At 50.3% G+C, this 23,912-nt stretch carries 24 protein-coding genes; 22 read left to right on the top strand and 2 right to left on the bottom strand.

All coding sequences use genetic code 11. The features are described 5' to 3' along the window. Positions 1–42 precede the first annotated feature (42 nt). Positions 43–294, top strand: a complete 252-nt coding sequence (locus tag ACZ5PT_RS13190; protein ID WP_464263494.1) for an FmdB family zinc ribbon protein — start codon at positions 43–45, stop codon at positions 292–294. Between the two features lie 81 nt (positions 295–375). On the opposite strand, the gene ACZ5PT_RS13195 is transcribed toward ACZ5PT_RS13190, so the two are convergent. Then, on the bottom strand, positions 376–1,335 hold the full coding sequence (locus ACZ5PT_RS13195; protein ID WP_464263495.1) for a hypothetical protein: 960 nt from the start codon (positions 1,333–1,335) through the stop codon (positions 376–378). Between the two features lie 163 nt (positions 1,336–1,498). Between ACZ5PT_RS13195 and folD the strand changes: the two genes are divergently transcribed. The 7 genes from folD to gcvPB are packed head-to-tail and all read left to right on the top strand — an operon-like array spanning position 1,499 to position 8,317. Beyond that, the gene (gene folD, locus ACZ5PT_RS13200) at positions 1,499–2,353 is read left to right on the top strand and encodes a bifunctional methylenetetrahydrofolate dehydrogenase/methenyltetrahydrofolate cyclohydrolase FolD (RefSeq protein ID WP_464263496.1); all 855 of its coding nucleotides are present in this window, start codon (positions 1,499–1,501) and stop codon (positions 2,351–2,353) included. A gap of 9 nt (positions 2,354–2,362) precedes the next feature. Further along, complete coding sequence (locus ACZ5PT_RS13205) at positions 2,363–3,034, top strand: methylenetetrahydrofolate reductase C-terminal domain-containing protein (RefSeq protein WP_464263497.1); 672 nt, start codon at positions 2,363–2,365, stop codon at positions 3,032–3,034. Further along, positions 3,031–3,888, top strand: coding sequence for a methylenetetrahydrofolate reductase (locus ACZ5PT_RS13210; RefSeq protein ID WP_464263498.1), 858 nt, complete (start codon positions 3,031–3,033; stop codon positions 3,886–3,888). The genes ACZ5PT_RS13205 and ACZ5PT_RS13210 overlap by 4 nt, the downstream gene beginning before the upstream one ends. A gap of 45 nt (positions 3,889–3,933) precedes the next feature. After that, the gene (gene gcvT, locus ACZ5PT_RS13215) at positions 3,934–5,019 is read left to right on the top strand and encodes a glycine cleavage system aminomethyltransferase GcvT (RefSeq protein WP_464263499.1); all 1,086 of its coding nucleotides are present in this window, start codon (positions 3,934–3,936) and stop codon (positions 5,017–5,019) included. Between the two features lie 44 nt (positions 5,020–5,063). Continuing rightward, positions 5,064–5,447: a glycine cleavage system protein GcvH gene (gcvH, locus tag ACZ5PT_RS13220; RefSeq protein ID WP_464263500.1), complete on the top strand. Its 384-nt coding sequence runs from the start codon at positions 5,064–5,066 to the stop codon at positions 5,445–5,447. A 57-nt stretch (positions 5,448–5,504) separates the two neighbouring features. Then, entirely contained in the window at positions 5,505–6,863 is a 1,359-nt protein-coding gene (gcvPA, locus tag ACZ5PT_RS13225; RefSeq protein WP_464266742.1) for an aminomethyl-transferring glycine dehydrogenase subunit GcvPA, read from the top strand. Next, positions 6,860–8,317 (top strand): aminomethyl-transferring glycine dehydrogenase subunit GcvPB, encoded by a 1,458-nt coding sequence (gene gcvPB, locus ACZ5PT_RS13230; RefSeq protein WP_464263501.1) that lies wholly within the window; start codon positions 6,860–6,862, stop codon positions 8,315–8,317. The genes gcvPA and gcvPB overlap by 4 nt, the downstream gene beginning before the upstream one ends. Before the next feature lies 1 nt (position 8,318). Here gcvPB and ACZ5PT_RS13235 read toward each other — a convergent pair whose 3' ends face one another. Beyond that, positions 8,319–9,239, bottom strand: a complete 921-nt coding sequence (locus tag ACZ5PT_RS13235; protein WP_464263502.1) for an energy transducer TonB — start codon at positions 9,237–9,239, stop codon at positions 8,319–8,321. Positions 9,240–9,503: 264 nt separating this feature from the next. On the opposite strand from ACZ5PT_RS13235, the gene pta reads away from it, so the two are divergent. From pta to ACZ5PT_RS13305, 14 genes are all read left to right on the top strand, one after another. Beyond that, the gene (gene pta / locus ACZ5PT_RS13240) at positions 9,504–10,505 is read left to right on the top strand and encodes a phosphate acetyltransferase (protein ID WP_464263503.1); all 1,002 of its coding nucleotides are present in this window, start codon (positions 9,504–9,506) and stop codon (positions 10,503–10,505) included. Between the two features lie 146 nt (positions 10,506–10,651). Then, complete coding sequence (locus ACZ5PT_RS13245; RefSeq protein ID WP_464263504.1) at positions 10,652–11,860, top strand: type II secretion system F family protein; 1,209 nt, start codon at positions 10,652–10,654, stop codon at positions 11,858–11,860. Between the two features lie 21 nt (positions 11,861–11,881). Further along, the gene (locus tag ACZ5PT_RS13250; RefSeq protein ID WP_464263505.1) at positions 11,882–13,600 is read left to right on the top strand and encodes a GspE/PulE family protein; all 1,719 of its coding nucleotides are present in this window, start codon (positions 11,882–11,884) and stop codon (positions 13,598–13,600) included. A 5-nt stretch (positions 13,601–13,605) separates the two neighbouring features. Continuing rightward, positions 13,606–14,538: a type IV pilus biogenesis protein PilM gene (gene pilM, locus ACZ5PT_RS13255; protein ID WP_464263506.1), complete on the top strand. Its 933-nt coding sequence runs from the start codon at positions 13,606–13,608 to the stop codon at positions 14,536–14,538. Beyond that, positions 14,535–15,083, top strand: a complete 549-nt coding sequence (locus ACZ5PT_RS13260) for a PilN domain-containing protein (protein WP_464263507.1) — start codon at positions 14,535–14,537, stop codon at positions 15,081–15,083. Before pilM ends, ACZ5PT_RS13260 begins: the two co-directional genes overlap by 4 nt. Before the next feature lie 2 nt (positions 15,084–15,085). Then, entirely contained in the window at positions 15,086–15,661 is a 576-nt protein-coding gene (locus ACZ5PT_RS13265) for a type IV pilus inner membrane component PilO (RefSeq protein WP_464263508.1), read from the top strand. Continuing rightward, on the top strand, positions 15,658–16,341 hold the full coding sequence (locus tag ACZ5PT_RS13270; RefSeq protein WP_464263509.1) for a hypothetical protein: 684 nt from the start codon (positions 15,658–15,660) through the stop codon (positions 16,339–16,341). Before ACZ5PT_RS13265 ends, ACZ5PT_RS13270 begins: the two co-directional genes overlap by 4 nt. 29 nt (positions 16,342–16,370) lie before the next feature. Further along, positions 16,371–18,860 (top strand): secretin N-terminal domain-containing protein, encoded by a 2,490-nt coding sequence (locus ACZ5PT_RS13275; RefSeq protein ID WP_464263510.1) that lies wholly within the window; start codon positions 16,371–16,373, stop codon positions 18,858–18,860. Positions 18,861–18,872: 12 nt separating this feature from the next. After that, the gene (locus tag ACZ5PT_RS13280; protein WP_464263511.1) at positions 18,873–19,358 is read left to right on the top strand and encodes a type II secretion system protein; all 486 of its coding nucleotides are present in this window, start codon (positions 18,873–18,875) and stop codon (positions 19,356–19,358) included. A 3-nt stretch (positions 19,359–19,361) separates the two neighbouring features. Continuing rightward, entirely contained in the window at positions 19,362–19,769 is a 408-nt protein-coding gene (locus tag ACZ5PT_RS13285; protein WP_464263512.1) for a type IV pilin protein, read from the top strand. 6 nt (positions 19,770–19,775) lie between these two features. Beyond that, positions 19,776–20,450 (top strand): cell division ATP-binding protein FtsE, encoded by a 675-nt coding sequence (ftsE, locus tag ACZ5PT_RS13290; protein ID WP_464263513.1) that lies wholly within the window; start codon positions 19,776–19,778, stop codon positions 20,448–20,450. 39 nt (positions 20,451–20,489) lie between these two features. Beyond that, complete coding sequence (gene ftsX, locus ACZ5PT_RS13295; RefSeq protein ID WP_464263514.1) at positions 20,490–21,386, top strand: permease-like cell division protein FtsX; 897 nt, start codon at positions 20,490–20,492, stop codon at positions 21,384–21,386. Between the two features lie 5 nt (positions 21,387–21,391). Next, positions 21,392–22,540 (top strand): murein hydrolase activator EnvC family protein, encoded by a 1,149-nt coding sequence (locus ACZ5PT_RS13300; RefSeq protein ID WP_464263515.1) that lies wholly within the window; start codon positions 21,392–21,394, stop codon positions 22,538–22,540. A 16-nt stretch (positions 22,541–22,556) separates the two neighbouring features. After that, positions 22,557–23,861, top strand: coding sequence for a S41 family peptidase (locus ACZ5PT_RS13305; RefSeq protein WP_464263516.1), 1,305 nt, complete (start codon positions 22,557–22,559; stop codon positions 23,859–23,861). The last annotated feature ends 51 nt before the right edge of the window (positions 23,862–23,912 follow it).

Here is a 23,912-nt window from a genome sequence, read left to right on the forward strand (position 1 = left end):
AATCAAGAGAAAAAATACAAGTCAAGTTTGGAGATTTTGATTATGCCAATGTACGAATATCAGTGTGAATCTTGTGGGCTGCAATTTGAAGTGCGGCAAAAGTTTTCCGATGAACCGATCAGTGATTGTCGTGAGTGTGGCGGTGCGGTCAAAAAGCTGATTTCTCAGGGAGGTTTTGCTCTCAAAGGGAACGGCTGGTATCAACAGGGATATTCCGCGCCAGCTTCTTGTGGTAGTGACTCTGCTGGCAAGAGTGAAGCGTGCGCAGGTTGTCCGAAGGCTGCTAACGGCTAAAAGCCTTTAAACTCATTTTGGTGAACAACGACAGAAGCCCCGTCTTGATTGAACGGGGCTTCTGTCGTTGTCCGGTACCCTTCAATCGTAGAACTGAACTTCAAACGTAAGGGTGAAAATTCCGGCGACCTTGAAGTCATTTTCTCTAGACCACTTTGCCTCTGGTTTGAGTTCAACAAAAAGCCATTTTTTTATAATTTTTTGCCGGTATTTGATAAAGGCATCATATTCGGTGACATGGTTTTGCGGGCGAGTTTCTCCGGCGACAAAGCTGCCGACGGCCAATGCTTTTTTGTGGCTGAACGATTGGAGCCATTGCAACATGCTTAACCATTCATAACCGTTGCTCGATTCCGAAAAGAGTCCACGTCCGGTTGCTCTGAGCAGCTTTTTATTACTCAGTGGGAAGTCGTAGTCAATGCGGCTTTCTTCGCCGAACCCTTCGTCATCTTCCCAGTAGGCCGCCTGCGCAAGGGTCAAAATCGATTCTCTGGCAATGGGAATCGAGTAGCGCACGCGTGAACGAACCCGAGGGTTGAGACCATCTTCGAGGTCGAGACCGACCTGGTGGGTCAGGCTGAATGTACTGCTACGTTTCTGGGTATAGAGCAGGGCCAAGCTGGTTTCTTCTCTTTCAGCCAACTCCCGGTTAGATCTTGCGTCTTTTAAGGTTTCGTCACGAAGGTCTTCGTCTTCACTTGAGAGGATCAGGTGGAAGCGTCGTTTGAGGTTTGGCAGCCGCAGTCGCGCTTTCGCTTTGCCTTTAAAGCTGAGCTTTTCACCCTCTTCTGAAATCATGGAACCACGTAAGCGTAAAAATGTTCCCGCAGGTTCTTCGTCTGTACGTGGATCGCTAAAAAAATTATCAAACCAGCGCGAAGGAGCCGCCAGCGATTCGGAGATCCCTTGGTGGGTTTTGTCGACAAGAGTTGGCTCTCCGGCTTCTTCCTGAGTGTCATGTTCCGCATAGCAAAAAACAGTCAGTTGGAGGGTCAGGAATATGGACAATAGTAGGACACGTAAGTGAAATTGTATAAACATAGGCGTAGCTTCCCTCGTAGAAAATAAATATACGTCTTTAGCTTTTATACAGCGGCTTTACATTCACAAAGTGCTTACGTATAGTTTGTGACTTGTTAGAGTTACTTTCACTCTGGTAGAGAGACAATCTGCTTTTAATTATAACAGCAAATGGAGGCATAAGGTGGCAAAGGTAATTGATGGTAAGGCAATCGCTGCGGATCTACGTCTTGAAATCGCAAAAGATACCGCTGACTTGATCGCAAAAGGTGTAACGCCAGGGTTGGCCGTGGTGCTTGTCGGTGAAGATCCGGCTAGTCGGGTTTATGTCTCGATGAAAGAAAAAGCTTGTGCTGCCGCGGGGATCTTTTCCGATGAGCACAAGATGTCGGCTGAGACCAGCGAAGCAGAGCTTTTGGAGTTGATCGCCAAGTTAAACGCCGATGAGCGGATCGATGGTATTTTAGTGCAGTTGCCTCTGCCTGCCCATATCGACGAATCAAAGGTGCTGGAGTCTATCTCGCCACAAAAGGATGCCGATGGTTTCCATCCGTATAACGTTGGTCGTTTGGCTACCGGCAACCCACTTTTTCAGCCCTGTACTCCCTATGGCATAATGAAAATGCTGGAGAAAACCGGTGTCGATTTAAAGGGTAAGGAAGTCGTCGTTGTCGGTCGTTCCAACATCGTTGGTAAGCCGGTTGCACTGATGTGCTTGGCGGAGCATGCGACCGTCACCATCTGTCATTCGCGAACCCAAGATCTGCCGGGCAAGGTCGCTGCTGCCGATGTGGTGATTGCTGCTGTTGGTGTTCCGGAGATGGTCAAGGGGAGCTGGATCAAAGAGGGTGCCGTGGTTATCGATGTCGGTGTTAACCGGGTCGGCGAAAAGAAGCTGGTTGGTGATGTCGAATATGATGCTGCTTTTGAGCGGGCTGCTGCCATTACTCCGGTTCCGGGTGGTGTCGGACCGATGACCATCACCATGTTGCTGTTTAACACCGTTGTCAGCGCCAAGCGGCGGGCAGCCAAACAATAGGGCGATTGGATGATCATCAGCACCCCGAAAAGCCGAGATGAACTGGAAGCGTTGCTGACCGGCTATGATTCTCTGTTTCTGATCGGTTGCGGTGCTTGTGCCACGGTCTGTAAAGTGGGTGGCGAGGACGAAGTCTTTGCCACCCAGGAGTGGCTCGAAGAAACCGGACGCGAGGTGGTTGGCAGTATGGTGCTTGAAGAAACCTGCCATATCATGCGAGCGGCCCGTGAATTGCGGCGCTATAAGGCGCAGGTTGAAGAGGCGGATGCTCTGCTGGTTCTCTCTTGTGGTGCCGGGGTGCAGTCAATCTCCAACTGTATCGATAAGCGGGTTCTGGCTGCGGTAAACTCGCTGTTTCTTGGCAATATCCGCCGCTTTGGTGAATTTGAAGAAAAATGTTCTCTCTGTGGTGATTGCATTTTGAACGACACCGCCGGTATCTGCCCAGTAACCAATTGCGCCAAAGGGGTGTTAAACGGCCCTTGCGGTGGGATGGAAGACGGTCATTGCGAGGTCGATCAAGAGCGCGATTGTACTTGGGTACGCATTCACGAGCGGCTGGAAAAACAGCAGCGGCAGGGAGTGTTTGACAAGATGGTCGAGCCGAAAGACTGGAGTAAGAAATTCAAGCCGGGACAGCACCGGTTGGATAAGAATTCCTCATCGGAGCGTAAAAAATGAGCCGTTTGGCAGAGAAATTGTCTCAGCAGAAGTTTGTTTTCACTGCTGAAATCGCTCCGCCAAAGGGGGTGGATGTCGCCCCGGCTCTGGCCAAAGCCCATCTTTTGCGTGGCATGGACGCGATCAACATCACCGATAATCAGGGGGCCTGCATGCGTATGTCCCCGCTGGCTTTAGCGCGCTTGTTGATTGAGCAGGGCTATGAGCCGATTTTGCAGCTAACCTGCCGTGATCGCAATCGCATGGCCTTGCAATCCGATCTGCTTGGCGCCGCGGCATTGGGGATTGAAAATCTGTTGCTGTTAACCGGTGATCACCCTAAGTTTGGCGACCATAAGGCTTCTCGCCCGGTTTTTGACCTTGATTCAGTGCAATTGCTGCAAGCGGTTGATGATCTGAGTGCTGGGGCCGATATGGCCGGTAAGCCTCTTTGTGTCGCGCCAAAATTCTTTGCTGGAGCTGCTGTCGCTCCGGCCGCTGAACCCCAATCTCTGGTCTTAAAAAAGTTTGAGAAAAAAATCTCCGCCGGGGCAAAATTCTTTCAAACACAGGCAGTTTTCAATCGCTCCCAGTTGGAATCCTTTATGGCGACCGCCGGCGGTTTAAAGGTTCCTGTTATAATGGGAGTTCTATTGTTAAGAAATGCCCGTATGGCCGACTTTCTCAATCGCAATATTCCGGGTGTACAGGTGCCGCAAGATCTGATACAACGCCTTGAGGGAGCCGAAGACCCGTTGCTGAGCGGAGTGCAGATCGCTCGTGAAATGGTCGCATTGGCTCGTGATCTCTGTCAGGGCGTACATCTGATGACTTTCGGTCACGAAGATTTGATTCCGCAGATCCTTGCGGATTAGCAAAATCCTGTTGCCATACAATCTCACTTATAAGGGAGCCTGCCGATGAAGAAAACCATTTTAAATCAGGTCCACCATCAAGCAGGAGCCCGTATGGTGGAGTTCGGTGGCTGGGAAATGCCGGTTCAGTATACTGGTGTGATTTCTGAGCACATGGCTGTTCGCGAGGCTGCCGGGCTGTTCGACGTTTCCCACATGGGGGAGATTGAAGTCAGCGGACCGCAGGCCTTTGATTTTTTACAGCAAGCCACCATTAATGATGTTGCTGCGTTGGCCGATGGGCAGATTCAATACACGGCGCTCTGCTATCCTACTGGCGGGGTGGTGGATGATTTGACCCTTTACCGTTTTGCTGCCGATAACTATTTGCTATGTGTCAATGCGGCAAATACCGAAAAAGATTTTGCCTGGCTACAGCAACTCCTCGATGAATTCGATTTTACCGAACTTAAGCTGATTAATCGTAGCCCAGAATATGCCCAATTGGCGTTGCAGGGGCCGCAGGCGGAAAAGATTCTTGCCGGAATGACCGAAACTGATCTGTCGGCTATCAAATATTACTGGTTTGCCGAAGGTGATGTGGCGGGGTGTAAAACGATCATTTCGCGGACCGGTTACACCGGAGAAGACGGTTTTGAGCTGTACTGTCCTGCTGCTGACGGCGTAACGCTCTGGCAGGCGCTGATGGCTGCTGGTGAGCCGCTAGGCTTGGTGCCAACCGGGTTGGGTGCGCGCGATACGTTACGGCTGGAAAAGGCTTATGCCCTTTATGGACATGAAATTACTGCCGATATTTTGCCGCTGGAAGCGCGCCTCGCTTGGATCACCAAACTGAAAAAAGGTGATTTTGTCGGTTCAAAGGCGATGCTGTCAGCAAAAGAGGACGGCTTAAAGCGTAAATTAATCGGCCTTAAACTGACGGAGCCAGGGGTGCCGCGGGAAAATTATCCGGTTCTTTGTGACGGTCGGGAGGTCGGATACGTCACCAGTGGGACCATGTCTCCTTGCCTTCGGCAGGGTATTGCCCTGGCTCTGATCGAGGCACCGATTGCCGATGGGGAACTGCCGCTGCAAATCGCTATCCGTAAGCGTCAGGTTGCCGCGGAACGCACAAAACTCCCCTTTGTTTAAACGCTTCCCGGAAGGGACCATTTTACTGATTTTAGGAGGATGTCATGGATTTTCCCGACGAGTTGAAGTACACCGAAGAGCACGAGTGGGTCCTGGTTGAGGATGAGATTGTCACCATCGGTATTACCGATTTTGCTCAGGATCAGCTGGGGGATGTGGTTTTTGTTGAGCTTCCCGAGGTCGGCGATCAACTGGAAATAGGTAAGCCGCTCGGTGTTGTCGAGTCAGTCAAGGCGGTCTCAGATGTTTTTTCCCCGATCAGCGGAGAAGTCGTTGAAATTAACGATGAACTGCCGGATGAGCCGGAAATGCTCAATACTTCTGCCTATGAAGATGGCTGGATGATCAAGGTTAAGTTTTCTGCTGCGGCAGAACTTGATGCCTTGATGGATGCGACCGCTTATCAGAGTTTTATTGAGCAGGACTGATCATTTATTTTTGCTCCTGGTATTTGTCAAAAGCAGCAGCTTGGACTGCCGAAGAGGATAACTATGCGCTATCTGCCCCATACGGACATGGACATTCAGCAGATGTTGGAGACCATCGGAGTCGACCAGATCGATGACTTGTTTTCCGGCATCCCTGCCAATTGTCGTCTGCAATCCCCGTTGAATCTGCCATCTGCTTTGGCTGAGTCGGAGTCGATGACGGTGTTGCGGAATCTGGCCGAGCAAAATGCCAAGGTTTCGGAGTGGGACTCCTTTTTGGGTGGTGGCGCATATAATCATTTTATTCCGTCGGTGGTCGACCATCTGGTTAGTCGGAGTGAGTTTTACACAGCATATACTCCCTACCAGCCAGAAATCAGCCAGGGGACGCTGCAGGCGATCTTTGAATTTCAGACCATGATCTGCCAATTGACCGGCATGGACGTCGCTAATGCTTCGATGTATGACGGTGCTTCGGCCTGTGCTGAGGCGGTATTGTTGGCTCTGCGGACCGGTCGCAAGCGGAAAAAGGTCCTTCTGTCCGAAGCGCTTCATCCTCAGTATCGACAAACGGTCGCCACCTATTGTCGGTATCTGGATGTTGAGTTACTGGACGTTCCGGCGAGTGAAAATGGCGTTACCGATCAGCAGCAGTTAGCGACGCTCCTCGATGACCAGGTTGCTGCCGTGGTCGCCGGTTATCCGAATTATTATGGACAAATCGAAGATCTGCAATCGCTCGCGGATAGTGCGCACGGCGCCGGGGCAAAAATGATTGCTGCGGTTGCCGAACCCTTGGCACTGGCCCTGTTTAAGTCACCGGGTGATTTAGGTGCTGACGTGGTTGTTGGAGAGGGGCAAAGTTTCGGTATCCCGATCTCCTTCGGTGGCCCGGGGATCGGCTTTTTTGCCGTCAAGCAGAAAGAGATGCGTGCTCTGCCGGGGCGTTTAGTCGGTGAAACGGTCGATCTGGATGGCAAGCGCGGGTTTGTTTTGACCCTTGCTACCCGCGAACAACATATCCGCCGTGAAAAGGCGACCTCGAATATCTGCTCTAATCAGGGTATGTGTACGCTGATGGTCGGTATTTATCTGGCGCTGCACGGCAAGCAGGGCTTGCGTAAATTGGCTGAATTGAATTATTCCAAGACCGCCTACGCCAAGCAGCAGATTGCCGCGCTGGATGGTTTTGCGTTGGCTTTCGCCGGAGAGACCTTCAACGAGTTTGTCATTAATTGTACCGAGCCGATTGCTGATTTGCAGCAGCGCCTTGAACAGGAGGGGATTCTCGCAGGGATTGCCCTGAAAAAGGACTATCCGGAGCTGGGAAATGCTTTGCTGATTTGTGTTACCGAACAGAACAGTCGTGATCAGATCGATCGCTTGGTGACTGCCCTGGCAGGAGGTGAATTATGAGCCGCACGGACAGCCGCGGGCTGGTACTTGATGAGAAACTGCTCTTTGAATTGACCGATCCAGGTCGGATCGGCTACAGCTTGCCACCGTCCGATGTCCCGGAAGCGACGCCAGACTCAGCGCTGACCCGTGATGAAATTTGCGATTTTCCGGAACTTTCAGAGGTTGATGTGGTGCGCCATTACACCCGTTTGTCGACCTGGAACTACGGCGTTGACAGCGGTTTTTATCCCTTGGGAAGTTGCACCATGAAGTACAATCCCAAGGTCAATGAGCAGGCCGCTCGTTTGCCCGGTTTTACCGAGTTACATCCGCAGACCCCTGATCATCTCAGTCAGGGTGCCTTGGAGCTGATGTATGTCTTGCAGCAGGATCTGGCCGAAGTCTCCGGTTTCCCGGCGATCACTCTGCAGCCGGCCGCAGGAGCTCAGGGGGAGTTTGCTGGCATGCTGATGATCCGTGCGTGGCATGAGGCGCAGGGGAATAAACGGCACAAGGTGATTATTCCCGATACCGCTCATGGGACGAATCCCGCTTCGGCGGCCCTTTGTGGTTACGATGTTGTTCCGGTCGCGACCGATGGCGTCCTCAGCAAAGAGGCGGTCGCTGCGGTGATGGATGATGATGTCGCCGCGCTGATGGTCACTAACCCGAATACCCTTGGCTTGTTCGAGTCCGATATCCGCGAGATTTGCGAGTTGGTTCATGAGCGGGGTGGCCTTGTTTACTGTGATGGGGCCAACCTCAATGCCCTGATGGGGATCAGTCGACCGGGGGACATCGGTATCGATGTCATGCATTTCAATCTGCATAAGACCTTTTCTACGCCCCACGGTGGTGGAGGCCCAGGTGCTGGTCCGGTCGGCGTTGTCGAAAAACTGCGTAATTTTATGCCGGTACCGATCGTCATTAAAGACGGTGATAAGTATTGTCTCGATTTTGACTTGAAGCAGTCGGTCGGTCGGGTTAAGGGCTTTTCCGGACATTTCGGCATTTTGGTGCGCGCCTATTGTTATATTCTGGCGATGGGGGGCGAGGGGCTGAAGCGGGCAACCGAATTGGCCGTGCTTAACGCCAATTATATCCGTGCGCGGCTGGAAGGGACTTATGATCTGCCCTACAAACAGCGCTCCCTGCACGAAGTGGTTTTCTCCGAAGCGGCACTGGAAAACGATTGCCACACCCTCGATGTCGCCAAGCGACTGATTGATTACGGTTATCATCCACCGACGATCTATTTCCCCTTGGTGGTCAAGGGGGCGCTGATGATCGAGCCGACCGAGACCGAGAGTAAGCAGAACCTGGATGAATTTTGTGACGCTTTATTGGCTATCGCTGAAGAGGCCAAGCAGAGTCCTGAGTTATTAAAGCAGGCGCCAGTGCGTGCCAAGGTGAAGCGTTTGGATGAGGCGACGGCCGCACGCAAGCCGAAGCTGCGTTGGGTCAAAGATTGACTTAGCGGCCTTCTCCGTAGATGTACTTTCCGCTTAGCGTGTATTGGAAGTGTGCATAAAATTTTAGGTCTGGGTGGGGGTAGTGCTTCGGCAGGGGGCCGAATGGCCCCGCCGCAAAGATTGCCTGTATTGCTGTCGAGTCGAGGAGTTCATAGTTGCTCCCGCGGATCAACTCGACATCAACAAGTTCGCCAGTTCGGTCAATGGTGACCTTTAGCAGCAGGGTTCCCTGCATTTCGTTCACAATCGCCTGCTGCGGGTAGTTCCAAACCCATTCGACTTGATTACTGAAGCGCCGGAAAAAAGAAATTAAGTCGCCTCGTTTCAGGTTGAGCCAGACGGTATCTCCCGTTTCCATGTCTTCCCTTTGCTTTATCCTTTCTCTGTCCGACTGGCTTGCTTGAGCAAGCCGATTCAAGGTGTTGGGTGTCAACTGGGTCAGTTGCTCCAGAGATGGAGTCGGAGCAGCTTCCGGTTGTTTGGTGCTGCTGGCTGACTGCTGAGGCGCTGGCGCGGTGAATTTCCCCTCTTGCTTGCGAGGCAGTTTTGATTTTGTGGTGTTCTGAGTCATCGCCTGCTGTTGCGCTGGTCGGTTTGCTGCAGGGGGCTGTGCCTTAACGGCTAGGCTGGGTTGTTTGATTGCCGGCTGCTTCGCTTGGTCACGGACGTCGTCGCCTTTCGGGGCCATCTCCTTTTCCGTTTGTTGATTCTGCTCTGCCAAACGCGTGCTTTTTGGTGGTGCTTCTGTCTCCACTTGTTTCGGCTGTTGGTCCAGTTCGTATTCCATTTTTTGTTCTGTTGAGGGTTTGTCGACCAAGCGGACAACCGTCGGCTGTTGCGACGTTGTCGTCATATCGGGAGCCGTTTTTAAATAGGGCAACAGGAAAATCACCAACAGGTGCAGCAGAATTGAAAAAAGCACGCAAAACGTCAGGAGTGCCGGCCTGTTACGGTTTGTATTTGTGGTCGCTGAATTGTTTAATTGCATAGGCCGAGGATTATAGCGGTTGTTGCTTCGTGCTGCTAGTCTGATGGTCCGAGTAAAAATGAAAAAGCGATTGACCGTCGCTTCGGCCTTTAGGTATAAACGACTCTATTCTTTGTAGGTCTTGAATTGTTCAGGACTAATTTTATCAAATATTGTTTTAATTGGAGATAAGCGGACGTAAAGTGAAGGAGGAATTTAATGCATCTTGTTGATCAGATCAAAGCAAAGGCCCGCCAGAATTTACAGACTGTCGTCTTGCCGGAAGGGTACGATGATCGGATGATTGAGGCTTCGGCCAAGATTGTTGCCGACGGACTGGCAAATGTCGCTCTGCTTGGAAATGTTGCGGTCCTTACCGCTAAGGCAGCCGAAATGGGTGTTTCTCTTGACGGTGTTACGCTGATCGAGCCGAAGAGTTCCGACCTGCTTGAAGGTTATGCTGCGGAATTAGTCGAAATCCGTAAGAAAAAAGGATTGACCCGCGAGCAGGCGATCGAATTGCTGACCGGTGAGGATAATCTCTATTTCGGCGCCATGATGGTGCACAAGGGAGACGCCGGTGGTGCTGTTGCCGGTGCTTATAATACGACGGGAGACGTCCTGCGTGCTGCCTTTCAGGTGATAGGAACCGCGCCTGGGATGAAGACGGTGTCCTCGGTCTTTCTGATGGTGACCAAGACCCCCGAGTTTGGTGAGAATGGGGTGCTCTGTTTTGCTGACTGTGCCGTTAATCCCAATCCGGATGCTCAGGCCTTGGCGGAGATTGCGATCAGTACAGCGGCCAGTTGCAAGAGCTTCCTCGGTGTTGAGGCCCGGGTTGCCATGCTCAGTTTCTCAACCAAGGGAAGTGCCAAGCATGAGGATTGCGACAAGGTACTAAAAGCGCTGGCAATCGCCAAAGAATTGGCCCCTGACTTGGCTATTGATGGCGAACTGCAGGCCGATGCCGCACTGCTTCCGAAGGTTGGCGAGAAGAAGGCGCCCGGTTCAAATGTTGCCGGTCGGGCCAACACCATCGTCTTTCCTGATCTTGATGCTGGCAACATCGGCTACAAGTTGGTAGAGCGTCTTGCTGGTGCCGAAGCCGTTGGCCCGATCATTCAGGGGCTTGCCAAGCCGGTCAACGATCTGTCCCGCGGTTGTTCCGTAGATGATATTGTCAACGTTTCAGCAATCACTGCAGTGCAGGCACAGGGTTGATCTAGGGGGCCATTTTTATAGTTTTAAGGTCCAGCGGGAAGCGGCATGTCATTGTTGCTTCCCGCTTTTTTATTATGTGTAATTATGGTGAACTATTTACGTTAAAAAATTCTCTTTTGGCTAATGGTATGATAGCATTGTTAGCTATGCCGAGCTATGTATGTAAAATTGGAACTGCTGATGGACGGGTCGTTAGTAAGCAGTTTGAGTCCACGTCAAAAGAGCAGTTGAAAGAGAATCTTCAGGATCAAGGCTTTTATGTCTTTCAGATCCGTCGCGAGACTTTTCAGTTGTTCGCAAAGGAGGGGTCGAAGGGCGGTCGTTTAGCTGGGCGTCGATTTCTCTCTTTTAACCAGGAACTATTGGTATTGCTCCGTTCCGGGCTACCCATCCTGCAGATTCTGGATACGCAGATAGAGCAGATGGAAGTGGGTAACTTTCGTGATGCCTTGGCTGATATTCGTGAAGCAATTAAGGGTGGGAGTCTTCTGTCGGATGCTTTTATCAAGTTCCCCCAGTATTTCCCGCCACTCTATATCGCGGCAATCAAGGCTGGTGAGAAGACCGGGGACTTGCCAGAAACCATGTCGCGTTTTCTGGTTTATCAGAAACGTTCGGAAGCGATCCGGGCAAAGGTCCGAAGCGCTTCATTTTACCCGCTGCTGTTGACTTCCGCTGCTGTTTCAGTTGTTATTTTTCTGATGATTTTTGTGGTTCCTACCTTTACTCAGATCTACGCGGATGCCAAGGTTGAGCTGCCGCTGATGACCCAGATACTTATAGGTCTCTCCACGCTCCTGAAGGATTTCTGGTATCTTTTATTGATTGCAATAGTCGTTGTTGTCTTCTTTTTGAAAATGCTCCTGCGCTCTTCACGCTGGCAGCTTCAATTTGATCGCTTGCTGCTCAAATTACCTTTTTTCGGTGGCTTGAAGATCGATTATGCGTTGGCCGGATTTACCCGCACTCTTGGGACAACCCTCGCTAGCGGAACCCCCTTGGTGCCGGCGATGCAGATGTCGCGTGGAACCTTGAATAATCGCAGCCTGGAAAAAGAGATGATCCAAGCTATCCGTCGGGTTGAGGAAGGCGTTTCGCTATCCGAGTCACTTGAACGGACCGGTTTCTTTCCGTCCCTGGCATTGCGAATGGTCGGAGTTGGCGAGACCTCTGGATCTTTGACCGAAATGCTTGCCGATGTTGCTGATTATTATGAAGATGAAGTTGAGCGACTGTTGACCCGCTTAACGACCATGATTGAGCCGGTTTTGATGATGACGATGGGTGGTCTGATCGCCTTTATTGTTGTTGCTATGTATGTGCCCATTTTTCAGTTGGCAGGGACTGTAGGCTGAGCCTGAGGGTTAGAGACACGGATGAAGTATCAACGCAAAATGATCGGGAGAATTCTTGTCGATATGGGGGCCATCGCCGCTGTGGAAATCGACTTGATCCTGGAAAAATTGCAAGTCAGTGGAAAAAGTTTTGGTGCGACCGGTATCGCTGATGGTTTGTTTGGCGAAGAAGAATTGGCTCGTGCCTTAGCGATCCAGTTTCAGTATGAATATATTGATTTGGACGATCTGGTTCTCGATCCGGAACTGCTTGCAATGCTGCCGTCTGATGTGCCGATGAAATACAGCTTGGTCCCGCTTGAGCACCAAGGGGACAAACTGGTGGTGGCCGTTGCCGATCCCACTGATGTCGTTGCTCTGGACAATCTTGAACTGCAGCTCGGTTTGGCTCTGGAGTTAAAGATTGCGTCAAAGAGCCAGATCGACCGATTGATAGAACGAGGTGCCGGTTCTCAGCGGGTCTTGCGTGAAGCCTCGGAAGACTTTAAATTGCAGCTGATCAGGGAGACCGACAAGGGGGATGAGGTCCTTTCGATCGAAAAACTGACTGCTGATACCAGCCCGATTATCCGTTTGATTGATTCAACCCTGTTTGATGCTCTCAATAAGCGCGCAAGTGATATCCATATTGAGGCAACCGGTGAGGGTGTTGTCATCAAGTACCGTGTTGACGGGGTTCTTTACCAGGCAACCGAAACCATCGACGGCCGTTTTCAAAGCCCGATTATTTCGCGAATCAAGGTCATGAGCGAACTTGATATCTCCGAACGACGAGTTCCGCAGGATGGCCGTTTTAAGGTGCGGATGGGGAGCAAGTCGATTGATTTCCGCGTCTCGATCATGCCGACTATCTTTGGCGAAGACGCTGTTATCCGGATTCTCGACAAGGAATCGATCGCTGCGGACATGCAAGGTTTAACCCTTGAAGCGCTTGGCTTTGCTGAGCGGGAAAGAGGGCGGATGCGCAGCCGAATTCGTGAGCCTTACGGCATGGTGTTGGTCACCGGACCGACCGGGAGCGGCAAGACCACGACTCTGTATGCCGCCTTGTCTGAGATCAACTCGACAGAAGAAAAGGTTGTCACCATCGAGGACCCGGTGGAATATCAGGTCAAAGGTGTGGTGCAGATTCCGGTTAACGAAAAGAAGGGGCTGACCTTCGCTCGCGGTTTACGTTCCGTACTGCGCCATGACCCGGACAAGATTATGGTTGGCGAGATTCGCGATCCTGAGACGGCGCAAATTGCCGTCCAGTCGGCGTTGACTGGTCACCTGGTTTTCACCACTGTGCACGCCAATAACGTGTTTGATGTGCTTGGGCGGTTCTTGCACATGGGGATCGACCCCTACAACTTTGTCTCTTGCCTTAATTGTGTGTTGGCGCAGCGTCTGGTTCGTGTTCTTTGTAAGCATTGCAAGGAGCCGGTTAGTCACGATCCTGAGGTGCTACGGGGGTATGGTTTGACTGAAGAGCAGTGTGCCCGTGCCAACTTCCACGATGCGAAAGGGTGCAAAGAGTGTAATAGCTTGGGGTATGTCGGACGGAGTGCGATTGTCGAACTGTTGGAGATGAACGATGAACTGCGCGAGCGGATTGCTGCTAAAAGTCCGGTGTCCGAATTGAAAAAACTGGCGCGTGAAAATGGGACGGTTTTCTTGCGCGAAGCGGCTTTGGAAAAAGTCCTGCTGGGCGAAACGACATTTCGCGAGATCGATCGCGTCACCTTTGCGGAGATTTGATTTACGTGTTACGACGCAACTACTTGGGACTAGATATCCGCCGCGAGGGGTTACGGGCCATTGCGGTACAACGGCGTGGTTCTGGAACTGCCTTGTCCGGAGGGCAAACCCTCAATTTTAGCGAAGGGGTGCTGTTGCCGACGGTACTTGAGCCCAATGTTCGCAAACCAGAACTGTTCGTTGCCGCCGTGCGCGAGGTTCTTTTACCTCTGGCCAAGCGGGAAAAGCGGATTGCTGTTGCTTTGCCTGATACCGCTGGACACGTTTTTCACCTTGATATCGACACTCCTTTTAAAAATTACGCTGAAGGTTTGGATATCGTTCGTTGGCAATTAAAGAGTTTGTTGCCGCCCCAGTTAGAAAGAATCGTCGTCGATTATCAGGTTCTTGAAGAGCGTGAATCTGGTGGAAGACGGTTGCTGGCTTCCGTTATGGCGGAAGACGTTTTAACCCAGTACGAAGAACTGTTGGAACAAGCCGGGTTTTCTGCGGCACTGGTCGATTTCCATGCTTTGAACCTGTATAATGCCTATCATTCCAGAATCGATCTCGGTTCCGATTTTATCCTTATCGGCGTTGATGGTAATCAGCTTTGCATGCTCGCCTTTGAAAATCATTTGCTCGATTTCTGTCGTGCCAAAACGGTTTCTGAAAATCCGGAAAAGATCTTTCAGGAAATCAATCGTTCGATGGTCGGTTATCGTCGCGCCCATACTTCTTTTGCCCGTTCGACAGTGTATCTCCATAGCAACTGGGAGCAAACGGACGATTTGCTCGATGCTGTCAGTTCAGCCTTTGAGCGGGAAGTAAAACTGTTGGCTTCGCCGATTCACCAGTTGGCAGATTCTCAAAAACTATCAATTTCTGCTACTGATGCCAGTGGAATGGCTGCTGCACTTGGTGTAGCTGAGCGGATGATTCAAAGAGTGACGCGATGAAACTGACCCTCAATCTTGCCAGTCGCAGTTATGTCAATGAGCGTGCTCTGAAATGGGGCTATCTGCTGTTTGCTTTACTGATATTGCTGATCCTTCTTTTTCAGTTACGGATTTCTCTGCATACTTGGCAATTGAATCTTGATTATCGAACTGACATCGAGGCGATTGAGAAACAACTGCGTGGCAAAATCCCTGCGCATTTTACCGCCGAGCAAATTTCAGCGCAGAAACAGAGTCTCGGTCGGGCAAAAGAGTTGCTCCGCGAAGATGCCTTTCGCTGGACGGTTCTTTTCGATCGCATGGAAGGCTTATTGCCTAGAGATGTCAGCATTCGCAGCTTCAATCCAAATTATTCTGACGGTACCTTGGTTCTGACCGGGGTGTGCAAAAAATTGCCTGATTTACAGAAACTGCTCGATAATTTATATGCTTCTTCCTTTAAGCAGGTGTTTTTGCAAAATCAAAGTCAAATTGAGACGCTTGGATATGACGAGATAAACAGGACCGCCCTGCAGTTTTCGATTCGGCTAGAGGGGGTGTTTTAGTCATGTCGAAAACTGCCCTGCTAAAAGACATCTGGAGCCGGAACCGTGGATTGTTCAGTGCTATTGCTGCTCTCGTTCTGCTATCTGTTGCGCTGTTTTTTTACCAAACGCTGGTTGCCGATCCTGAATCGAAGAGATTGCAGGCCCGTCAAAGGGTGTTGCAGCAGCAACTGATGGACAGAGAGGCTAAGCTTGCGCAAAGCGGTGTCCCTGTTTCGACCGTTGAACAAATGGAACGCGATCTGCTTAAGTTTTCAGAATTGATTCCAGAAAAGGATGAATTCGCCGATTTTATCGGGGATCTTTTTTCCTGGGCGGGACAGACCAATCTGGATATTCGACAGATTTCCTATGAACCTAAATTAGACACTGAAGCAAACTTTCTGACTTATAGCCTGAGTTTTTCCGTTGATGGAACTTACGGACAGATGAAGAAGTTTATCCATTTTTTGGAAAATTCGCGGCGGATTCTTCTCATTGATAAAATCAGCTTAACCGGACGACGGAGTAAGGATAATTCTTCGATCGTGAGCCTGCAGATAAATTTAACAACATATTTTCAGGAGGTAGCGCGATGAGCCGAACTCGTTCGCTACTGCTGATAGTTGTTTTACTGTTAGCTATCGGTTACGCCTGGAATGAATATCCCCGTCAGCAACAGGTGGCTAATTCAACCGCTTCTGATCCCCGCCGTTCGGTTTCCTCGGTTGCTTCCGGCCCTGGTGTTGATCTTGCGCTCGATTTTTCCGGTGGAGAGAAACTGCCCTATAAAAAGCCGAAACGGGATCTTTTCCGTGCACTTTATCGAGCACCGCGCGTTGTCAAGTCTGTGGCTGTCGCGGCTCCAATTCCGGCCCCCGCAGTTGTTGAATTGCCGCCACCAGTAGTTATTCGTCCGGTGGTCCGAGGGCCTGTCGTGAATAAGTCGATTCCGCCATTGAATGTCCTTGGTTTTTTGCGTAAAAGCGGCCGGATGACGGTTTTTCTTACGACATCGCAGGGTGATCTTTACTTGGTGAAAAAGGGGGATCGCTTTGCGGATGGACTCCTGGTTCGTGAATTGACTGAAACACAAATGATCGTCAGTCGCGGACAGGATGACACAGGTGTGGCGCTCACAATCGGAGAGCCGAAAACGCAGCGGATGCCGGTCCCTAAAGTATCATCGGGGCGCCCAAGTGTACCGACTTATACTAGCCCCGTACCCGAGGCGGAGATCCCCGCTGTTGATAGCGAAAAAGTTGAGGTAGATCCGTGAGCCAAATAGATATTAGGAGCTTGATAAATATGCGATTCTTGATCAGAGGCTGGTCAGTACGCTTAGGCTGTATTCTTCTGGCCGTTACTCTGTTGTCCGGTTGCGCTGCAGGACGAGCAGCTTTTAAGGATGGTGAAAAGGCTTTGTCGCAGGAAAGTTATGATCAAGCCATTTATTCTTTCATGGCAGCTGTTAAAAAAGAACCGAAGAATTATGAATATCGGTTAAAGCTCAACTCCGCTCGTGAAAAGTCAGCTCAGAACCATAAGCATTGGGGAGACAAGTTTTTTGAGCAGTCAAACTACAGAAAAGCTCAGGAAGAGTACCGCCTTGCTGCTGATTTAGACGGATCATACTATGTTGCGGCCGAAGGCTTGCAAAATAGTATGAAGTATCTGCAGGCGCAAAAGCTGACCGCTGATGCTGAAGAACTACTGAGTGCGCGGCGGCAACAACAGGCTAAGGTGACGTTAGAGCAGGCTTTAAGTTTTGTAAACGATTTCCAGCCAGCATTACAATTGCGACAAAAACTGGAGCAGAATAACTTTGTTGTTGTCGATGGTGTCGAGTTGGAGGTCGTTTCAACGCAACCGATAACCTTAAATTTTACTGATGCGAAGTTGCCGGATGTTTTTGAAATTCTGACCAATTTATCCGGTATTAATTTTATTCTTGATGAGGATGTGCGTGGCAGCAACACGACGCTGTTTCTGGAGCAGGCAACCTTTGCCCAGGCTTTGGAACTATTGTTGCGGATGAATAAGTTAGACAAGAAGATCCTCAATAGCAAAACCATCATCCTGTTTCCCAAAACGCGCGACAAACAGAAGCAGTTTGAAGACCAGTTGATTCAGACCTTCTACCTCTCGAACATCGATGCCAAGAAAGCTGTCAACCTGCTACGGACCATGCTGCAGGTGCGAAAGATTTACGTACACGAAGAACTTAACGCCATTATTATTCGTGATACGCCTGCAGTGATCAAACTAGCGCAAAAGGTTATTGAAGCGAATGATCGGGGCGATTCGGAAGTGGTTTTTGATCTTGAACTGATAGAGATCGAGCATTCTGATGATAGCAGTTTTGGATTAAGGACAAGTGCTAATATTGTACAAGCTGGCTTGGCCGCAGATGGAGCGTTGGCAATTGCTGCCGCAGGTGTAGGGGCTACAGATCCTGTTTCTGGCTTACTATCGTCATTCGACAATCTTAATCCTTTCTATGGGATTCCGACAGCTACCTTTGACATGGTAAAGACGCTAAATAACACCGAGACGCTGGCGAGTCCCAAAATAAGGGTTAAGAACAAGGAAAAGGCTAAGGTCCATATCGGTGCTCGTGAACCGGTGGTCACGGTAACGATCAATGGCGATCAGACCTCTGAAAATGTCCAGTATGTTGATGTCGGGGTTAAGCTTGACGTTGAGCCTGTGATTCAACTCGACAATACCATTACAACCAAGCTTGGCCTTGAGGTTAGCAATGCTACCGCGGGACCGCCTACTGAAAATGGCACAACAGTCCTGACCATTTCGACTACAAACGCAAATACGACCCTTACCCTTAAAGATGGCGAACAGACGATAATTGGTGGATTACTGCGTGATGTCGATTCGGTAAGCAAGTCTAAAATTCCGTTTCTTAGTGATATCCCGTTACTCGGACGTTTGTTCACAGGGACGACAAAGAATAAAATCAAGCGGGAAATTCTTCTTTCGATTACTCCGCATATCGTCAAATCTGTCACCCTGCCGGGCCATGATGTGTCCAGTATCTGGTCCGGTGGTGAGGACGATTTGAAATATGGTCGGAATTTTGGGACATTTGCCGATGATTATGTAGGAGGGCAAAAAGGCATTGAGCCACAGGCCGACCTGCAGGTGCCGACCGACGTTGTTCCCGAGCCTGAGACAGCGCCGCTAGTTGACCCTGCGACAGAAAAAGAACCGGTGCCTGAAACTTCCGCGCAGGTTCCTTCAGCGTTGGCCCCGGATGTTGGCGAACGTTCCGAGTCTGCGCCAGTTGTTACGCCAATGACAACTCCTGAAGAGGAAGCAGTCGCAGAGCAGGCGATACTTGCAGACGCGGCGCCGGTGGCCGTCGTTAAGCCGATGGTTTTTATTAAGGGAGCGGAGTTGGTCAAGGTTGGAGAGCCCTTTTCTTTGACCTTTCATGTCGGTGAAATCAAGGATTTGTTCAGCGCGCCCATGTATGTCCAGTACGACAAAGAAGTCTTTGAATTTATCAGTGCCACTGAAGGGGATTTTCTCAAGCAAGGGGTCAGCCCGACCATTTTCACCCACACTGCGCTGGAAGGTTCTGGCCGGATTATCGTTGGCTTAAAACAGGGGGCTGGTGGCAAGGGTCTTTCCGGTGGAGGCGATCTGTTTATTATGAACTTTAAGGCGCTGGCCGTTGGAACTGGAGTCATTGAGCCGACGAGAACAAACTTTCGCAATCCGCGCGGGGTGCGGTTAAAGGTTGAAACGGATGGTTTGACGATAGAAGCTCAAAAGTAGAATCGCCAGCTGATGCGAAACTTCCGTATATCGAATCGCTCTGGTTTGACTTTAATCGAGCTGGTGATTGCCATCGCCATCATGGGCATTTTGGCCGCGACCGTTATTCCGCTTGCCGAGGTCACAGTCACCCGCACCAAAGAGCTCGAGTTGCGCAGAACCTTACGCCAAGTGCGCACCGCGATTGACGAGTATCAAAAGGATTATCAAGAGGCTGTTGCGACAAAGAAAATCTTTGCGACTGTTGATGCGAGCGGCTACCCGGAAGAATTAGAGAATTTAATCGAAGGCAATGATTGGGGGGGATTGTTCCCCTATAAAAAGAAATACCTCAGGCGCTTGCCGCGCGATCCATTCGATCGTTACGATGATGGTTGGGGGAAGCGCTCCTATGCCGATGAGCCGGACTCTACGGTCTGGGGTGGCGATGATGTGTATGATATCTATTCCCAGAGTGACGACATTGCTCTAAACGGAACTTACTATCGTGACTGGTAACCGATGATCAGTATAAAAAAAACATTGAACACACGCGGCTTCACGCTGTTTGAATTGTTGGCGGTTATGGTTATTCTCGGCGTACTTGCTTCGATTGCGATTCCGTCATACAAGCGGAGCCAGATCAAGGCAAAGGAGTCGGTATTGGCTGAAGACTTGTATCAGATGCGTCGCGCCATCGATGCCTATTTCGCTGATAATGGGGCCTATCCCGATAGTCTTGAGCAGTTAGCCAATAGCAAATATCTGCGGGATGTTCCGCGCGATCCGTTCACCCGGGACTCTGGCAGTTGGGACTGTCTCCCGCCTGAGCCCGCAGATAATGGTCAATTGGCCCAAGGGGGCTGTTATGATGTGCGCAGCGGCAGCGATCTCGTCGGTGGCAATGGCATTCCTTATCAGGACTGGTAACTGACGATGATTCAGCTGTTTAATGTAACCAAAAGTTATGGTGGTGAAGCTCCCGCCGTTAAAGATCTGTCCATTCAAATTCCCAAGGGGGATTTTGTCTACGTAACCGGTGCTTCAGGTGCCGGTAAGACCACTTTTTTGCGCATGCTCTATGCGGCTGAAAAACCGACTCGTGGGCAGATCCTTATCAATCGGCAGAATATTACCCGCATTCGTGGTCCTCAGATTCCCTACCTGCGGCGGAAAATCGGTGTCGTTTTCCAAGACTTCAAATTGTTGCAGAGCCGCACTGTTTATGAGAATGTCGCCTTTGCCTTGGAAGCTCAGGGGAAAAAACGCTACGAGGTGAGTAAAAAAGTTTATCAGGCACTTAAGGAAGTTGGCCTGGAACATCGCCTGCAGCGAAAACCATTAGAGCTGTCTGGTGGTGAGCAACAGCGGATTGCGGTTGCCAGGGCGTTGGTTGTTGATCCGTTGATTCTGCTTGCCGATGAGCCGAGTGGTAATCTGGATCAGGAGGTCACTATGGAAATTATGGAGCTTTTTAAAAAGGCCAATGCCCGTGGTACCACGGTGTTGCTGGCAACTCACGATCACAGCCTGCATCATCGCTTTCCGCGGCGCATAATCACCCTGGACAAAGGTCAACTGATTTCAGATCAGCAGCCAAACGAAAGCTGATTGTCGCAGATAATTCAATTTTATTCGGAGGATCCGGCTGTGCTGGAAAATATCCGTTACTTTATTCGCAGGGCCGTTCGCAACATGCGTCAATGGCCGTTGCTTTGTACTGCAGCTATTTTGACGATGGCTGTTTCGCTGGCGACGGTTGCGACCTTTTTTCTGGTCGTTGCTAATGTCGAGCAGTTGGCATCCAACTGGACGCGAGAAATTCAGGTTGTTGCTTATCTGGAAAAAGCTCCCACGCAGCGAGAGTTACCTGCTTTGCTCACTGAGGTCAAGCAGTTCCCCGAGGTCGACTCGGTCAGCTATGTTTCGTCTGCTGATGCCCTGTTGCGTTTTAAAAGTCGCTTGGCAGATGATGCCACGCTACTCGAAGGGGTCAGTCGTGACCTGTTGCCAGCCTCTTTTGAATTGATTCTGCTGCCAGAATTTCGTAATCAGGAAGGGATCAATAAGGTTATTGAGCGACTGGACAATACCTTGGCAGTAGAGGATTTACGTTATGGGCAAAAATGGCTGGAACGCTTTAATTCCTTTGTCGATATGTTACGCTTCGTCGGCATGGTATTGGGCGGGTTTTTGCTCTTTGCAGCCCTGTTTATCGTCTCCAACACCATCAAACTGACCCTTTATGCGCGCCGCGATGAGCTGGAAATTATGGCCCTGGTTGGGGCGACAATGCGTTTTATCAAGATTCCATTTCTTTTGGAGGGCGCACTGCAGGGCTTATTGGGAGGAATCCTGTCCCTCGGCTTTCTCGCCATTTCTTTCAAATTCGTTATTCAACGTAGTTTGACCTCTTTCTGGTTGACCCCGGTTGATTTTGACCTTTTGTTCCTGACGACTGGGCAGCAAGTCATCTTGGTTTCTTCTGGTGTGCTATTGGGTATTCTCGGCAGTCTTTCCTCTTTGCGTCGTTTCGTTCGTGTCTGATGGGCATGTTTCGTAATCAATCCCTTTTATTCGTACTGTTGTTCATCCTCGTGGTCCCCACTGTCGATGGGGAAGATCTGCAGGACAGTCGTACTCAGTTAAATAAAATCCAACAGCGGATAGAAAATGCTCAGATTGATCTGAGCGCTAAAAAAAAGTCGGAAGTACAGTTTAGTCGCCAACTGGCTTTATTGAATCGAACCCTCCAGCAGTTGGATAAACGTATTTCGGAGTTAAAAAAACAACAGTCTCAAGTACGACGTCAGGTTGAGATCCAGAGGCAGCAGATTGCCACCGCACAAAAGAAAATCCAGCACACCGGCAGACGATTGCAAAAACGCTTGGTGGCACTCTATAAAGAAGGGGACATCGGGCCTTTAAAAATTCTTTTTTCGGCGGATTCTCCAACTGAGCTTGTTCAGCAGTATCATTACCTGACCCGGGTCATGGAATATGATCGAGAGTTGCTCGGTGATTACCGCTCGGCGGTTGACTCGCACCAACAGCAGTTGGTTGAACTCGAGAGTCTTAATCAGCAGCAGACTGATTTGCTGGCAAAAGAACAGCAGCAAAAGAAAACCGCAACTGATGGGCGCAGATTGCATTCGCGCTTGCTTAAACAGGTGAAAACAGATAGAAAACTGCTCAATCAGGAACTGTCCCGCTTGCAGGAAAAAGCAAAACGCTTACAGTTATTGATTACCCGTTTAAAAGAGCGTCCTCAACCCGAACCACCACCGTCGACTGCTATGGCCAGCTTCAGCGCGGGCAAAGGCAAGTTGCCCTGGCCTGTGCTCGGCGAGGTGCTGATCGGGTTTGGTACAAAAAAAGACGCAGTCCTCGGCGCTTATTATGAAAGTAATGGGATTGAATTGGCGATTCCCGCCGGGACGCCTATTCACGCTGTTGCCGCAGGTAAGGTCGTCTTTTCCGCTTGGTTTAAAGGATATGGTAATCTTTTGATACTGAGTCATGTTGGTGGTTTTCATACTCTTTATGCCCAGGCCGATCAGCTTGACAAGGTACCCGGAGATCAGGTGTCCGCCGGGGATGTGGTGGCAAAGAGTGGCCTTGATGGTCGCGATAGTATCTATTTTGAGATCCGTAAGGATGGTTCGCCGGTTAACCCATTAAGTTGGCTGCAGCGCCGCTAGGATGCAGGGGGAATTTATGTTCCGTGTCAGACGTTTTGTTCTTCTGGTCATGGCAATGAGTTGTGCTTTTTTCAGTGTTACCGTGTCTTCGGTTGGGGCAGTTGCCAATGAGCAGAAGGATTACCAGACGCTCGAACTGTTTACCGATGTGCTGTCGATCATTCGTAAGAGCTATGTTGAAGAAACGGATGCCACTGAATTGATCTACGGTGCCATTCGGGGAATGCTGGCCACGCTCGATCCTCATAGCAGTTTTTTAACCCCGGAGATGTATCAGGATATGAAAGATGATACGCACGGCGAGTTCGGCGGCTTGGGGATTGAAATAACGATGAAGGATGGCGTTCTGGTCGTTGTCTCGCCGATCGAAGACACTCCTGCATTCACGGTTGGGATAGAGGCGGGCGACCAGATTGTCAAAATTGGCGACAAGTCGACCAAGGACATGGAAATCATGGAGGCGGTTCGCTTGTTGCGTGGACCTAAGGGCGCAGCAGTTACTATTTCTGTCTGGCGTGAAGGTTTCACTGCGCCGAAAGCTTTCACCATTGTTCGTGACATAATTCAACTGTATAGCGTTAAGAGTAAACTTTTGCAGCAAGGATATGGCTATGCCCGAGTTTCTCAATTTCAGGCTCGTACTGGCATTGACTTGCAAGAGCAATTGGCGCTCTTAAAAAAAAGCAACGGTGGGGATCTTAACGGTCTGATTTTGGATTTGCGTAATAACCCAGGTGGTTTGCTGGATCAGGCGGTTTCTGTTTCCGACCTGTTCCTTTCCGAGGGGTTGATTGTTTATACTGAAGGTCGTGAGTCTGGAAGTCAGATGGAGTTCAGGGCTCAAGCCGAAGGGACCGAACCAGATTATCCCCTGGTGGTGCTGATCAACGGTGGCAGTGCCAGTGCCGCTGAAATTGTTGCCGGGGCAATGCAGGATCAGGGACGGGCCGTTCTTTTAGGCGAGCAGAGTTTCGGTAAGGGGTCCGTGCAGTCGATCATCCCGATGGGGGATCGGTCAGGGTTACGTTTGACGACGGCGCGCTATTTTACTCCCGCTGGTGTTTCGATACAGGCACGAGGAATCACCCCAGATATTGTGGTTCCGCAAATTGTGGCAAAAGAACAGAAAAACGGGAACTCCTTGAGCGAAAAGGATCTTGAAAATCATTTTCAGCCTTTGAGAAATACTCAGCCAGAGCCAGAAGTGTCTGAACAACAAAAGCAGCTTGAAGATGGGGAGAAGAATGATTATCAACTGATGCGTGCCTTGGATCTGTTAAAAGGGGTGGATATCCTCAATCGTCGTTCGCGCGCAGCTTAATTTGTAAGCTCAGGTGGCCAAGTAAACCTGACCGGTCCTTAAAAGAAGAAC

This window comes from Desulfuromusa ferrireducens, assembly GCF_055389805.1.